General features: G+C 68.2%; 10 protein-coding genes. All 10 read right to left on the bottom strand.

Annotated features, from left to right (window positions below; genetic code table 11):
- Positions 1-53 precede the first annotated feature (53 nt).
- On the bottom strand, positions 54-1,226 hold the full coding sequence (locus MU407_RS09135; RefSeq protein ID WP_246956822.1) for a Gfo/Idh/MocA family oxidoreductase: 1,173 nt from the start codon (positions 1,224-1,226) through the stop codon (positions 54-56).
- Positions 1,223-2,500, bottom strand: a complete 1,278-nt coding sequence (locus MU407_RS09140; RefSeq protein ID WP_246956824.1) for an ABC transporter ATP-binding protein — start codon at positions 2,498-2,500, stop codon at positions 1,223-1,225. Before MU407_RS09140 ends, MU407_RS09135 begins: the two co-directional genes overlap by 4 nt.
- Complete coding sequence (locus tag MU407_RS09145) at positions 2,497-3,531, bottom strand: ABC transporter ATP-binding protein (RefSeq protein WP_246956825.1); 1,035 nt, start codon at positions 3,529-3,531, stop codon at positions 2,497-2,499. The genes MU407_RS09140 and MU407_RS09145 overlap by 4 nt, the downstream gene beginning before the upstream one ends.
- A 74-nt stretch (positions 3,532-3,605) precedes the next feature.
- Positions 3,606-5,285: an ABC transporter substrate-binding protein gene (locus tag MU407_RS09150; protein ID WP_246956826.1), complete on the bottom strand. Its 1,680-nt coding sequence runs from the start codon at positions 5,283-5,285 to the stop codon at positions 3,606-3,608.
- 63 nt (positions 5,286-5,348) lie between these two features.
- Complete coding sequence (locus MU407_RS09155; RefSeq protein WP_246956827.1) at positions 5,349-6,269, bottom strand: ABC transporter permease; 921 nt, start codon at positions 6,267-6,269, stop codon at positions 5,349-5,351.
- Between the two features lie 13 nt (positions 6,270-6,282).
- Complete coding sequence (locus tag MU407_RS09160; RefSeq protein ID WP_245920789.1) at positions 6,283-7,383, bottom strand: ABC transporter permease; 1,101 nt, start codon at positions 7,381-7,383, stop codon at positions 6,283-6,285.
- Between the two features lie 321 nt (positions 7,384-7,704).
- Positions 7,705-9,603, bottom strand: coding sequence for a beta-galactosidase family protein (locus tag MU407_RS09165; RefSeq protein WP_246956828.1), 1,899 nt, complete (start codon positions 9,601-9,603; stop codon positions 7,705-7,707).
- A gap of 146 nt (positions 9,604-9,749) precedes the next feature.
- The gene (locus MU407_RS09170) at positions 9,750-11,480 is read right to left on the bottom strand and encodes an ABC transporter ATP-binding protein (RefSeq protein ID WP_246956829.1); all 1,731 of its coding nucleotides are present in this window, start codon (positions 11,478-11,480) and stop codon (positions 9,750-9,752) included.
- A gap of 64 nt (positions 11,481-11,544) precedes the next feature.
- Complete coding sequence (locus MU407_RS09175) at positions 11,545-12,654, bottom strand: serpin family protein (protein ID WP_246956830.1); 1,110 nt, start codon at positions 12,652-12,654, stop codon at positions 11,545-11,547.
- A 49-nt stretch (positions 12,655-12,703) separates the two neighbouring features.
- Positions 12,704-14,047, bottom strand: a complete 1,344-nt coding sequence (locus MU407_RS09180; protein WP_246956831.1) for a serpin family protein — start codon at positions 14,045-14,047, stop codon at positions 12,704-12,706.
- Between the last annotated feature and the right edge of the window lie 87 nt (positions 14,048-14,134).

The following is a 14,134-nucleotide window of genomic DNA, read 5'->3' on the forward strand; positions in this document are numbered from 1 at the left end:
TGATCGAATCCGTCGGCGGCACCGTCACGGAGGGGGCCGGCGGGCCGGCGCTCTCAGGCCTGGCCGGAGTCGAAGTACTCGCGCATCTGGGCTGGCACGGCCGGGACCTCGCGCGGCACGCCGCCGTCGCGGATCGACAGGGCGCCGTGCACGCCGGTGGCCACGGCCTCTCGGGCGGCGATCACGGACACGTCGGTCTTCCCGCCCTCGCGCACGAAGCGCAGGAACTCCGAGACCAGGCTCGGATCCGCACCGCCGTGCCCACCGGTAGCTCGGGCCACGACCTCGACCGCATCAGGCTTGCCGGCGCCGGAGTAGCGGGATTCCCAGATGTGGATCTGGTCCCCGGAGCCATCGCCCATGTTCTCGATCCGCCCGGCGTCGCCGATCACGGTGTAGTTGCGCCAGTAGTCGGGCGTGAAGTGGCACTGCTCGTAGGAGGCCAGCACCCCGTTGTCCAGCGTCATGTGGATCATCGAGATGTCCTCGACGTCGATGACGGGGTTGAGCTCCCTCTGCGCGGTGGGAGGCCAGATGTCCGCGTCGTACCAGTCGACCATGAGGCGGTCGGAGTTGTCGCGGCGATCGGTGATGTCCCCGTAGATCGCGAGGTCGCCGATGCCGGAGACGCGCCGCGTGTACCCGCCGGCCAGCCAGTGGATGACGTCGATGTCGTGCGCGCCCTTCTGCAGCAGCAGGCTGAAGGCCTTCTCCCGCTCGGCGTGCCAATCCTTGAAGTAGAAGTCGCCGCCGGCGCCCACGAAGTGGCGGCACCACACGGCGCGCACCGTTCCGATGCGGCCGGAGTCGATGATCGCCTTCATCTGGCGGATCACCGGCATGTGGCGCATGTTGTGGCCGACGTACAGCCGGGCCCGCTTCTGCATCGCCATGTCGAGCATCGCGTCGGTGTCCTCGACGGAGATCGCCATCGGCTTCTCGCAGAAGGTGGCGATGCCGCGGGACAGGGTCTGCAGGGCGATCCCGGCGTGCGCATAGTCGGGCGCGAGGATCATCACCGCGTCGACCTCGTGGTTCTCGAGCATCTCCTCGACCGTGTCCACGCAGGCGACATCCTCGCCGTGGCGCTCGCGGGCGAGGTCCTTGGCACGCTGGGTGGGATCCGCCACCACGGTGACACGCGAGCCCTCCCCCGGCTTGTGGGCGTGAGTGGCGAGCGTCGAGCGCGCTCCGTAGCCGATGACACCGATCCTGAGATCGCTCATGAGTTCTGGTCCTTTCTTGACTGTGCGGGGCGACGGGACGGAGCATCGGCTGCAGGCTCACCAGCGGCGGCCGACGGGGCCTCGGCACCCGGCAGCGGCTCGATCTCCTCATGGACAGCTTCGAAGTCACGGATCGTGTCAAGGCCACTCTGCTCGGCCCGGCTGGACAGCGGCACACCGAACTGGATCCGCTCAGCGCGCAACTCGTCGGCACGGCCTTCCTGATGCAGCCAGCAGCGTGCCCAGTGCCCTGGTGTGACCTCCGTCTTCGGCGGGCTCTGCTCGTTGCAGATATCCATCGCGAACGGGCAGCGCGGGTTGAAGCGGCAGCCGCGCGGCGGTGTGATCAGGCTCGGCGGTTCGCCCAGGTCGCCCACTTCTTCGAACAGCGACTGCTGGTCTCCCTCCAGGCCACGGGCGGGATCAGGCGACGAATCCAGCAGCAGGCGCGTGTACGGATGCTGCGGCGAGTGGATCACCTGCTCCGACGCGCCCCCTTCGATCATCTCTCCGGCATACATGACGTTGATGCGATCGGCGATGTAGCGCGCGGAGGCGATGTCGTGCGTGATGTAGAGCAGCGCGAGGCCTTCTTCGTCGCGCAGGCGCCGCAGCAGGTTGAGCACGTCGAGCCGGATGGACACGTCGAGCATGGAGATCGGCTCATCCCCGAGCATCACCGCGGGTTTCACCGCCAGGGCGCGGGCGATCACGATGCGCTGACGTTGGCCACCGGAGAGCTCATGCGGGTACTTGTCGATGTACTGCTCAGCCGGGGTCAGGTTGACACGTCGGAGCAGTTCGAGCACCTGCTCCTCGACCTGCTTCTTCGTGGTCGCCCGGCCGTGGATACGCAGGGCGCGCCCGAGAATGTGCCGGATGGGCTTGAGCGAGTTCAGCGACGCGAACGGGTCCTGGAAGAGCAGCTGCACCTCGGCGTAGTAGCTGCGCGCTTTCCGCCCGGAGACGTGCTGAATCGGCGTGCCGTGCAGCCGGATCTCTCCGCTAGAGGCCGGGTAGTACAGGCTCAGCAGGCGGGCAACGGTGGTCTTGCCGGACCCGGATTCGCCCACCATCGCCACGATCTCGCCGCGGTGGAGGGTGAGGTCGATGCCCTCGACAGCGCGAACAATCTGGGTTCCCTTCCTGCTTCGCACCTCGAAGTGCTTCGTGACGTCCCGGGCTTCGAGAACGACCTCACCCACGGTGCCTTCTGTGCGCTGGGGGCGTTCGGTACCGCGCTGCTCGGTCGCGCGATCCATCGACGTGCTCATCGGGCGTCTCCTTCCGCGGCGCCGGCGGCCGCGTGCGCCGGGTCGTTGAGATGGCAGGCGGCGTCGACTGTCGCGCCGACTGACATCGTCTGCGGTCTGACCTCGTTGCAGACGGGCATGGCTCGCGGGCATCGGGGCGCGAAGGCGCAGCCCGGTGGGAGATCGGTCAGGTCCGGTGCCGCCCCCGGGATGCCGCGCATCTCCTTCAGCGGGGCGAACAGCGGCGGGAACGAATCGCGCAGCGCCTTCGTGTAGGGGTGGCGCGGCCGACGGTACAGCTCCTCGGCGGGGCCGATCTCGACGATGCGACCCGCGTACATGATGGCCAGGCGATCGGAGAGTTCGAGCAGCAGTGACAGGTCGTGTGTCACGAAGATAATGGCGAATCCGAGCTCGCGCTGCAGCCGCAGCACCTGACTCATAATGGTTCGCTGCATAACGACGTCGACGGCGGTGGTCGGTTCATCCATGACCACCAGCTCAGGGTCGCAGGCCAAGGCGAGGGAGATCAGTGAGCGCTGACGCATGCCGCCGGACATCTCATGCGGGTAGGAGTCCACACGGTCACGGGGAATACCGGAGAGGGCAAGCAGGTCTTGAGCCCGGCTGCGGGCCTCCTTCGCGCTCATCCGCGGGTCGTGCTGCTGCAGGACGTCCTGGAACTGGGCGCCGAGCCGTTTGACCGGGTTGAGAGCGTCCATCGCGCTCTGCATGACGATCGCGAGTTTGTTCCAGCGTAGCGGGAGCAGCTCCTTGTCGGTGCGGCCCACCAGCTCCGTCGCTGTGCCGGTGGCGTCGCGGTACACGACGCTCCCTTCGGCGGTGACGGCCGGCGGTCGCTGCAGCCGCAGAAGAGCCGTGGTGAGGGTCGACTTGCCCGAGCCGGACTCTCCGGCGAGGCCCAGGATCTCGCCGCGGTGCAGCTGGAAGCTCGCATCCGTCACGGCGCGCACCGCACCGTTGAGGGTCAGGTAGTCAACGCACAGCCCGTTCACGTCGAGCAGTACGTCTCCGAGTTCACGTCGAGCCACTTGCGCTCCTTGGATGAGGGGGTGGGGCGCCCGCTGGGCGGGCGCACCACCTCGGGTCGGGGGTCAGTGACGGGTCACTTGACCGGCTTCAGCTTCTGCATGGTCAGCCAGCCCTCCGGCCCGTACGGGCGGGGGATGATGTCACCCTTCTTGAGCGGCATGCCCGGGAAGCCTTCCCAGTTCTTGCCGCTCGCCTCGATGAAGGAGGCCGACGGGTTGAACGGGCCGCAGTAGCACTCCTCTACCACGATCTTCTGCATCTGGTAGCCGAGCTCGTTCAGCTTGGTCTCGTCGAACTCCTGGCGGGACTCGTCCAGCAGCGCGTCCAGCTCGGGGTTCTTCACGCGAGCGGCATTGCCCGGTGCCTCCTCGCCCAGGGGCAGGACGTTCTTCGAGTGGAAGTCGGCGTAGACGGCAGAGATGCGCGGCCCACCGCCGATCCAGGTCATGCCGAAGTCGAACTCGCCCTTGGCGTATTGCGCCCAGATCTGGGCATCGGGCACCTTCAGGATCTTGACGTCGAGGCCGAGCACATCCTTCAGCTGCGCCTTGACGCCATCGGACCACGTGGCCCAGTTGACGTAGTCAGCGACAGTCTTGAAAGAGATGTCGTAGGTCTTTCCGTCCTTGGCGAGCTTGCCGCCCTCCACCGTCCAGCCGCCATCGGCGAGGTACTTCTTGGCTGCCTCCGGATCGGCCGTGTGCGGGGCGCGGTACTCCTCGGCCACCCTCTCACCGAAGATCTTCTCGTCCATCGTCGTCGGACTGGTGCTCTTCAGGCCGATGTCGAAAAGACTGTGGATCTGGTCGGTGTCGAGTGCGGCGTAGATCGCGTTGCGCACGTCCTTGTCGTCGAAGGGTGCCTTCGCGGTGTTGAAGAGGATGCCTTCGGATCCAACGAGCTCCACGGTCCAGTAGTGGTTGCCCTGGGCCACGATCGTTTCGTCGGCGTTCTGCAGTGACAGGGTCGCCCAGTCCAGGGTTCCCTGGAGGATCATGCTCTTGCCGATCTCGGCGCTGCCGAACGGCGTCCAGTTCACCTCCTTGATGTGCTCCCACGGCCCCATGAAGTGATCCTCACGCACGGTGAAGGACACACGCTGCGGCGTGAACTCTTTGAGTGTGAGCGGCGTGGAGGTCACCGGTTCCGTGTTGGTGAACTTCGCCAGGTCCTCCGTGCTGAAGATGTGCTTCGGGTAGATGCGCAGGCGGGCGATGGCCCGATCGCCGTCCACATCGAACTTGTCCTCGGGCCATTCGAACTCGACGGTGAGGTCATCGACCTTCTTCGCCGTGAACTCCTGCGCGGTGGCGTTGGCCTTCTGCTCCTCCGCCTGCTTGGGGAGGTCCACCACGGTGTAGACGACGTCGTCGGCCGTGATCTTCGTGCCATCAGACCAGGTCGCGTCGTCCCGCAGGGTGATAGAGGCCGTGCGCTGCTCAGGGTTGAAGTCAAGCTTCTCTGCGAGCCACGGCTTGATCTCGTACTCGGCGTTGACGTCCTCGTACATGAGGGTCTCGTACAGGTAGTTCGAGCCCACCACGCCATCGGCCGGCGAGAAGGGGTTGAAGTTGTTGACGAAGGTCGGCTTCGGACCGAAGGAGTTGAGGTTGATGCTCGACTTTCCGCCGCCACCTCCATCGGATCCACCGGAGCCGTCACCCTTGTCGAAGCTGCATCCCGCGGATGCGGCCACAGCGGCGAGGGCGGACCCGGCGAGGACATGACGGCGTGAGGGATGGAACGTGGTCATGACGTGCTCTTTTCTCTGGGTGGGTGGATGCGGCGACTGTGCCGCTGCGGTCGAGGTGGGGTGTCAGTGCGCCGCGGCGATCTGCTTCTTCACAAATCGACGGACGACTGCGTTGTTTCCGGTGCGGAGCTTGGGGTTGGTGACCTCGTCCAGACCGAAATTGACGAACGCTGTGGCAGTGCCGATCAGCGCGATCGCGAGGCCCGGCGGCAGGAACCACCACCACCAGCCGAGTGTGAGGGCGCCCTGGTTCTGGGCGTTGGTGATCATCGTTCCCCAGGAGATGACGCCGCCGGTGGAGACGCCGAGGAAGTTCAGACCAGCCTCTGCCATGATCCCAGCCATGATCGCGGCGAGGAACCTGGCGGAGATGATGCCGAGCATGTGCGGCATGATCTCCGAGAAGATCAGCCGCCAACGCGACTCGCCGAGCAGGCGGGTGGCCATCGCGAAGTCGCGGCTGCGCAGAGTGAGCGTCTGTGCACGCATGTAGCGCGCCATGCCGGGCCATTCGAAGATGCCGATGAGGAAGGCCATCAGCACCCATCCCATGCCGGCGGAGCCCGGGCCGCCTGCTGCCGAGATGTACCCGGCTGCGATGAGCGTGAGGGCGAAGGAGGGCATGGTCAGGAACACGTTGGTGATGGCGTTGACGATGGTGTCGAAGACGCCGCCGAGGAAGCCAGCGCTGACGCCGAGCACAGCACCGACGCTGATGGCGAGCAGTGCAGAGAGTGTGCCGACGGCGAGTGAGCCGCGCGCGCCCGCGATCAGCTGCGCCAGCACGTCCTGACCTGAGACCGTGGTGCCGAGCAGGTGGCCGCCGACGCCCGGCGGGACAGCGGTGTTGCCGTAGTCGACCTCGAGCGGCTGGAAGCCGTACACGGCGAGGATGAGGTCGCCGAAGATCGCGACGATCGCGCAGATAGCGAAGATGACCAGGCCGGTCTGCACGCGACGGTTGCGCAGGAACCCTGTGAACATTCCGATCCTCCCCTCAGCCCATGTCCGCCGCGCGCGGATCCAGGAGCACGTAGATCGAGTCGGCGACGAAGTTCGCGATGATCGCGGTGAACGTCAGCATGAGCAGCACCGTCTGCATCACGGGGAAGTCGTGACCGGTGATAGAGGTCTGCAGCAGGTACCCCATGCCCGGGTAGGTGAAGACAGCTTCGATGAGGACGGCACCGCCGATCACTCCGCCGATCGCGAGGGCGAGCCCGGTGACGTTGGGCAGCAGGGCGTTGCGCGCGGCGTATCCGAACAGCACGGAGCGCTCGGTCAGCCCCTTCGCGCGTGCCAGCAGGACGTAGTCCTCGGTGACGGTGGCGACCATGACGTTGCGCATGGAAAAGAGCCAGCCGTTGAAGCCGATGAAGATCAGCGAACCCATCGGCAGCGCGCCGTACCACAGCACGCTCATGATGAAGTAGAAGTTGTTCAGCGACATCGGGACGCTGGTGTCGTATCCGCCGGAGACGGGGAACCACTCGAGCACGATCGAGAAGATCCACAGCAGCACGAGGGCGATCCAGAAACCCGGGAATGCATGGAAGAACGTGGACAGCGGAGCGAACCAGGAATCGAAGATGCTGCCCGGTTTCCAGCCCATGATCGCGCCGAGTGCAGTGCCGATGATCCACGCGACGATCGTGGAGATGCCGATCAGGAATAGCGTCCACGGCAACGCCTGGAGGATCAGCTCGGAGACGGGCGTCGGGTAGTTCGCTGTCGAGACCCCGAAATCGAACCGTGCCACGCCCACCCAGTAGTCGAAGTACTGCTGCAGCAGGTTCTCCGTGGGGTTGCCGTACATGCGGTGCACGGCTTCGACCTGTGCCTCCGTGGGCGGCTCACCGGTGGTCTGGCGGATCTTGCGCAGGACGGCTTCGGCCGGATCGCCGGGCATGAACCGCGGGATGATGAAGTTCAGTGTCACCGCGGCCCAGATGACGATCAGATAGCTTCCCAGTCGGTTGAGGAAGTAGCGCCCTCTCGTTCCTCCGCGCCGACGGCCTCGCGCTGCTCCGGGGGAGCTCGTCACGGGGTCATCCAGGACGACGTCCCGTCGGCCCGTGGCGGTGTCCTGCATCGCCATGCCCGGCCTCCTCTCTCTCGATCCGCTTCACTGCGTCAGGCCGATCAATCAGCGTGCCCGCGCCACGGGCGTCCCCTCATCGGGCTGTTCGACCCGTCATCGGGCGATCGTCGTGGCGTCGAGCAGACGGTGAGTGATCCCAACGGCCTGCAAATCGGTTCACTCAGAGTAAGCCCAGGTAAGCGAGCCGGGAACCATCAGTGGGCCCCGAATGATCACGGTTGTGTCACAAATGGTGCGGCGGTTGCCCAGAGATGGGGCCACATCAGGGCGCGCTGTGCGGCTCTCGGCATCGACAGCCGCACAGCGCGGATCCTGCACTCAGCCCTGCGCCGCGATACCCGTCCCGGCGCCGCCGAACTGCATGCGCTCCACCAGACCCAGCCGCTGCGGAACCTGCTCGAGCTCGAGCAACAGCACCTCGTTGCGCCCAGCGGTCACGACGGGCGCCGGCACGTACAGGCTCTGCTGCGGCCCGACGTTCCAGTAGCGGCCCACACAGAATCCGTTCACCCAGGCCACACCGTGCCCGGCAGCGGACACATCCAGGTAGGTATCCGTGGGTTCGTCGGCCTCGAAGGAGGATGCGATGAGCACCGGCAGCGTGCGGCGCGGGTCCGCATCTTCACCCTGCCCGGCATCGAGGATCGACGTGCCCGCATCGAGCGCGGCGCGGAGCTCGTCCGCCATGCCCTCGAGCGGGTAGGTGTCGACCTCCCAGTCGTTGAGGTAGCGGATGATCTGCCAGACGCCGCCAAGGATGCCCTTGCGCTCTCCCAGGCGTGGCCCGAAGTTCGTGCGGCCCAGGCTCTCGACCAGGATCTCGACGCGCACGGTGCGGCGCCCGCCCTCGGGCAGCAGCGCGTCCACGTGGTCGGCGAGGTTCACGGTCACCGGGTCGTCGCCGCGCTGGACGGTGTCGACGTGGATGCCATCGACATACACCCACGCGCGGTCGTGCAGGTCGTACAGGCGCAGCGGATCGATTGCCGGGCTGTCTTCATCCTCGGCGGAATGGTTGCGGGTGATCTCGATGTCGCGGGCCAGGCGCATGATGCCGCGCTCGAGACCCACCTCCTCGAAGGCTGGCGGGACGGGGTGAACTGGCGCTGTCCTCTGGAAGAGGTCCGTGCCGCGGAACGGCACCACAGACTCGAGAGCGAGCTCCCGTGCAGGCAGGCGCGCCGGTACTGCCTCGATCCCGAGCTGGGCACAATGCTCCTCGAGGGTCGGCAGCTGGCGATGCTGCGCGATGACCTCACGGAAGGCGTGGAATTTCTCCGTCAGCTCGCCGTTCTCCGCAATCGGTGCGTCGTAGTCGTAGCTGGTGGTGGTGGGCCCGTAGGTGCCGTCGTCGTTCGCGCCGGCGCTGAGCCCGAAGTTCGTGCCGCCATGCGCCATGTAGAAGTTCACGCTCATCCGGTGGGTGAGCATGTCGCTGAGCTCGGACGCGGCGGAGGCGGCATCACGCGTGTGATGTTCCTCGCCCCAGTGGTCGAACCAGCCATTCCAGAACTCCATGCACATCTGCGGCTGATCCGGCAGCTCCTCCTTCGCCATCTCGAGCACCTCGAGGGTGCGCGAGCCAAAGTTCACGGTCGCGAGCGCCCCATCCACGGTGCCGCCGGTGAGCCACATGCGCGCCGGCCCGTCGGAGGTCACCAGCAGCTCCTCGATGCCGCGGGCGCGCAGGCCGTCGCGCAGGTGCTCGAGGTAGGCGGTGTCATCGCCGTAGGAGCCGTACTCGTTCTCCACCTGGAGCATCACGACGTTGCCGCCGCGGGTGGTCTGCCGCTCGGCGATGACAGGGATGAGCTCATCGAACCAGGCATCCACCTGCGCGAGGTAGCGCGGGTCGCGATGCCGCAGCCCCATGTTCTGATCGCGCAGCAGCCAGCCGGGGAAGCCGCCGTTCTCCCATTCGGCGCAGATGTAGGGGCCGGGGCGCACGATCGCATCCAGCCCCTCCTCGGCGGCGAGGTCGAGGAAGCGGCCCAGGTCCGTCATGCCCTCGAAGGTGGTGGTCTCGGGGGTGGGCTGGTGGAGGTTCCAGGCGACGTAGGTCTCCACGGTGTTGCAGCCCATCGCGACCAGGCGGCGCAGGCGGTCGCGCCACTGCTCGGGGTGGACGCGGAAGTAGTGGATGGCCCCGGAGATGACCAGGTGCGGCTCCCCGCCGCGCAGCAGGCCGTCAGGGGTGGGGGTCAGCAGGGCGGGCATCAGCAGGGTCCTCTCGTCGGCGGGGAACAGCGGTTCCAGGGCGGCTACCCGGTAGGTGAATCGGTTTACAGAATGCTAGGCGATCACGGGCGGACGGTGGCAGGGCCTCTCGCCCTTCCGCCTCCGGCCCACGGCCCGGCGAGTCCTCATCCCGCTTGCTCGGCGAAGATCTCCGCGAAGCGGCCGCCGGTGGCGAGCAGCTCGTCGTATCGCCCGCGCTCCACCACGCGCCCGCCGTCCACCACCAGGATCTCGTCCATGCCGCGCAAGGTCCAGGCGCGGTGGGAGACCACGATGGTGATGCGCCCGGCCTTCGAGCGCTGCAGCTCGCGGAAGATGTCCTGCTCCGCCTCGGCGTCGATCGCGCTGGTGGGCTCATCAAGGATCCAGATCGGGGCATTGCGCAGGTGGATCCGCGCCAGCGACAGACGCTGCCACTGTCCGCCGGAGAGCCCCACGCCTCCCTCCCACTGGGAGCCGAGCTGCTGGTCGAGCCCCTGCTCGAAGTCACGCACCATACCCGCGGCGTTCGCAGCCTCGAGCGCGGCCCACAGCTCGGCGTCGGTCACATCGGTGCGCGGGGTGCCCAGCAGCAGCGACTCCCGCACCGTGAGCTCATAGCGGCCGAACTCCTGGGTGAGGGTCCCGAAATGCCCCACCCACTCCTGGAAGGGCATGTCGGCGCGGGTGCGGCCGTCGATCGCGATCGTGCCCTGCTGCGGGTCCAGGGTGCCGACGATCGCGTTGACGGCCGTGGTCTTGCCGGCGCCGTTCACACCGACGAGAGCGACGATGCTGCCTCGCTCGATCCTGAGGTCCAGGCCCACGAGGGACGGCTCCTCCTTGCCCTCGTAGGTGTGGGAAACCCCGGAGACCACGAGGCTCTGCGCCTCGCCGGCGACCACGGGGTCGCGGTGCTCGCGCCGCATGTCCAGGAGCTTCACGTACCGCTCGAAGGGGGCGCTGCCCTCAACGATCTGCCCCAGATTCCCGCCGAGAGAGCCGACGGCGCCCATCGCGGCCATGACCCCGTACACCCCGCCCGCGGCGGCCGGGCCGTAGTGGACGCCGATGACGAGGGCGGCGAGCGCCCCGGCGAGCAGCACGGACGTGGCGACCCCGGCGAGCATGCGCCAGGTGAGCATCGGCGCATACGTCTGTGCCTTGCGGTCCGTGATACGGCCGATGGTCCGCGCGACCTGCGCGGAGATCTGTCCGGTGGCGCCCAGCGACGTCAGTTCGATGGACGGCGCAGTGGTGACCAGGTGCTGGTGCAGGTACCGGGAGCGCCAGTACAACTTCCCCACGTCATCCCACATCTTCGCGGAGATGCGCGAGATGCGCTGGGAGGCGTAGATCATCGGCACTAGCGAGACGAGCACCAGCACCGCGGCGAGCGGGCTCATGGCGGCAAGGGTGACGAACACTCCGAGCACGGAGAGCAGATCCCGCAGCAGGCTGAGGACGAAGGGGTACAGGAACGGCAGCTCATCCTCGGCGGCTTTGTTGCCGGCCTCGATGTCGGCGCTCGCGGCGGGGTCGGCGAGCACGGTGGGCGGGAGGGTCGCAAGGGTCTCAGCAACCTCCTGCCGGGCGTGAAGGGCGACGAGGTCCACCACACGCCATTGCAGAGTCTCCTGGATCGCCTGCACGGGTCCGGTGAAGGCGATGAGCAGCACGAGCCCCGCGAACGGTGCGGCGACATCGGCGAAGCGGTCCGCCTCGGTGAGGGCGGCGACGAAGCCCGCCATGAGGACCACCTGGAGAGAGGGCACGGCCGCGACGAGCAGGCCCAGCACCACGGCGAGCGCAACCTTGCCGGGCGCCGCCGCCCAGGCCTGCCGGATGCTCCATGTCCCCACGGCGAAGATCCCCATGGGCGCTAGCCTCCCACGGCGCTCCGATACAGCCCACCGATTTTCCGGCCAGGCGGGCGGGAGCTCAGGCCCGGGGATCCTCGATACGCCCGGCGATGAGCGGCAGGCCGGTGCTGCCCTCGCATGCCAGGAGCAGGAACGGCACATCGAGGGAGAGCTCGTGGCGCGGCGGCGCGGGCGCCCCGCGCAGGGCGATCGCGGCGGTCGCGGCGGCGGCCTCCATGCCGTGCTCGTCCAGGCTGAGGACGGCCTTCTGCACCACGGCGCCCACCCCGCCGGGGCCCTCGAGCATGCCCGTGAGGTCTGCGCCCGGGGACAGGGTGCGTTCGAGGCCCAGCGCGCGCAGCGGCTCGGTGAGGTCCGCTCCCCAGGCCACCTCGAGCGGGGGCACGGCGAGCTGCACGCCGCCCTGCCCCTCCCGGACACCGGCCAGCAGGTTCTCCAGGGCCGACGGGTCCGCTGCCCAGGCCGCCAGAACGTCATCCACGCCCGTCGTGGGTCGCACGAGCACGAGCGACAGCGCGCCGCCCCGGGTCCGCAGCGCGGTGGCGGAAGCGTGCTTATCGGCGTACCAGCCGCCAGCGATCCCGTGGAGCATGGGGACCGTGACCGTGGTGCCGTCCGCGAGGGTGAACGCAGCCTCGTCCCGCCGCAGGGGTTCGGGCCAGGGGCCGCGCAGGTGCAGGGCGCTGACCAGCACCATGAGGGTCTGCGTGGTGAGCTGCTGCTCGTTCAGCAGCTCCGTGATGCGCCCGGCGGTGCGCTCGGCCGCCCAGGCGTTGATCCGGGCGCGAGAGCGGTCCAGGGCCGCGGCGTCCGACGGGTCGAGCTCCCCGACAGCCGCGCCCAGCTCCCGCTCCACCTCGGAGCAGTACTCCGGGCGCGGCCGCGCGCTCGGGGCGGTCCAGACGCCGCTGGCAAGGCGGGCCGTGGCCGGGTCCTGGATCTCCGCGAGCCGCGCCCCGAGGTCCGCCACATCACCCGTGAGCTCCTGGGTGGGCGCGCCCAGCACGTGCTCGAGCTCCGTGCGGGTCTCGCCCCGCGCACCGAGCGCCACCAGGGTCAGCGCCACCTGCGCCGAGAGCGGAGAGCAGACGGTGTTCGCACCCGGGCCGGCAAGCTGCGCGAGCAGACGGGCGGTGAAAGCGGTCGAGGCAACGGCGACGTCGGTCATCCCGCCATCGAACCGCACGCCCGGCCTGCGGGCAACCGCAGACCACCCCTCAGCGGGTCTGCGTGGGATCCCCGATCCAGCCCAGCACGAGCGGGGCAAGGGTGCTGCGCTCAAAGACGACCAGCAGGAACGGGGAGTCCAGGACCAGCGTCCGCGGCTCCGCCGGAGCGGATATCGCCCCCGCGATCACCGCGGTCGCGGCGGCGGCCTCCAGCCCGTTCTCATCCACGGTGAGCACCGCCTCCTGGATGACGTCGCTGATCAGCAGCGAGGTGTCACTGATACCGGAGAAGTCCGCGGCATCGGTGAAGGCCTGCTCCATGCCGAGCTGCTTCAGCGGGTCCGTCAGGGAGTCCGTCCAGCCCACGTCCAGGGCGGGCACGCTGACCAGCACCGGATCCTCGGATTCCGTGACACCGGCGAGCAGCGCACCGAGCCCGGCCGTGGGGTCCTCCGCAGCATCCGCCCAGGCCTGCTTCACGGCCCCGATGGTGTCCACCGGCTGGATGAGCGCGAGCGAGATCGCATCACCGTGAGTGGGCAGCGCGGTAGCTCGGCATACATCGTCCTCGAACCAGCCGGTGACATCCCCGCTGAGCATCTCCACGCTCAGCTCCTGCCCATCGGCCGTACTGAACCTGCCGCCCTCGCGGGTGAGGGGCTTCGGCCAGGCGGCCTTGACGTGCAGGGCGTTGACCAGCACCAGGCGCGAGTCCTCACTGAGAGTCCCTTCGGGGACCAGCTCCTCGATGAGATCCGCGGTGTTCTCCGCGACCCAGCCGTTGATCTCCTGACGCGCCTGCTCGCGCGGCTTTTCCTCGGCGAAGTCGGCCTCGAACAGGCCTGCCCCGAACCAGGTGCCCAGGTCCTCCAGATAGGGCCCGTGGACCTCGAAACCCTCCTGGATCCAGGCTCCATTGACAACACTGGCGCGCGGCGGCTCCGGGGCGTCCTCGGCCTCCTTCTCACGCTCAGCATCCCCCACCGCATCGAGCACCTGCGACAGGGTGTTCGCGCCCTCGGCAAGCTCCTGCATCGGCCCGCCAAGTACCTCCTCCATCTCGGCGCGGGTGTCCCCCACCGCGCCGAGACCCGCCATGGTGAGCGCCACCTGCGCGGACAGCGGCGAGCACACGAGGTTCACGGCCTCGGGATCCAGGGCGCTGAGCAGCCGAGCGCTGAAGGGCACCGCCACGCTTCCCGCGCCCTCGGCGGGACCGGGCTCGGCGCGGTCCACCTCGGCGCGCAGATCCGGCTCCGCCGCTCCGCCGCCTCCGCCGAGGTTCGGCCCGCCATCGCAGGCGGCCAGGGTCGGCAGGGAAAGACCGGCCAATGCCGCACCGCCCAGCACGGTCCGACGGGGCAGGGCAGGGACTGCAGTCACAGCGCGCATGCCCACAGTGAACACCGCCCGCCCGCTCCGCGCACCCGGTTCTGCACAACCTTCACACCGCGGAACCAGGTGCGGCGAGATAACGAC

The organism is Brachybacterium sp. Marseille-Q7125 (assembly GCF_023062615.1).
Taxonomy (GTDB): Bacteria; Actinomycetota; Actinomycetes; order Actinomycetales; family Dermabacteraceae; genus Brachybacterium.

Coding starts and splice junctions, on each gene's coding strand:
- MU407_RS09135 (WP_246956822.1), bottom strand. CDS start 1,226: ATGAGCGATCTCAGGATCGGTGTCATCGGCTACGGAGCGCGCTCGACG.
- MU407_RS09140 (WP_246956824.1), bottom strand. CDS start 2,500: ATGAGCACGTCGATGGATCGCGCGACCGAGCAGCGCGGTACCGAACGC.
- MU407_RS09150 (WP_246956826.1), bottom strand. CDS start 5,285: ATGACCACGTTCCATCCCTCACGCCGTCATGTCCTCGCCGGGTCCGCC.
- MU407_RS09155 (WP_246956827.1), bottom strand. CDS start 6,269: ATGTTCACAGGGTTCCTGCGCAACCGTCGCGTGCAGACCGGCCTGGTC.
- MU407_RS09160 (WP_245920789.1), bottom strand. CDS start 7,383: ATGGCGATGCAGGACACCGCCACGGGCCGACGGGACGTCGTCCTGGAT.
- MU407_RS09165 (WP_246956828.1), bottom strand. CDS start 9,603: ATGCCCGCCCTGCTGACCCCCACCCCTGACGGCCTGCTGCGCGGCGGG.
- MU407_RS09170 (WP_246956829.1), bottom strand. CDS start 11,480: ATGGGGATCTTCGCCGTGGGGACATGGAGCATCCGGCAGGCCTGGGCG.
- MU407_RS09175 (WP_246956830.1), bottom strand. CDS start 12,654: ATGACCGACGTCGCCGTTGCCTCGACCGCTTTCACCGCCCGTCTGCTC.
- MU407_RS09180 (WP_246956831.1), bottom strand. CDS start 14,047: ATGCGCGCTGTGACTGCAGTCCCTGCCCTGCCCCGTCGGACCGTGCTG.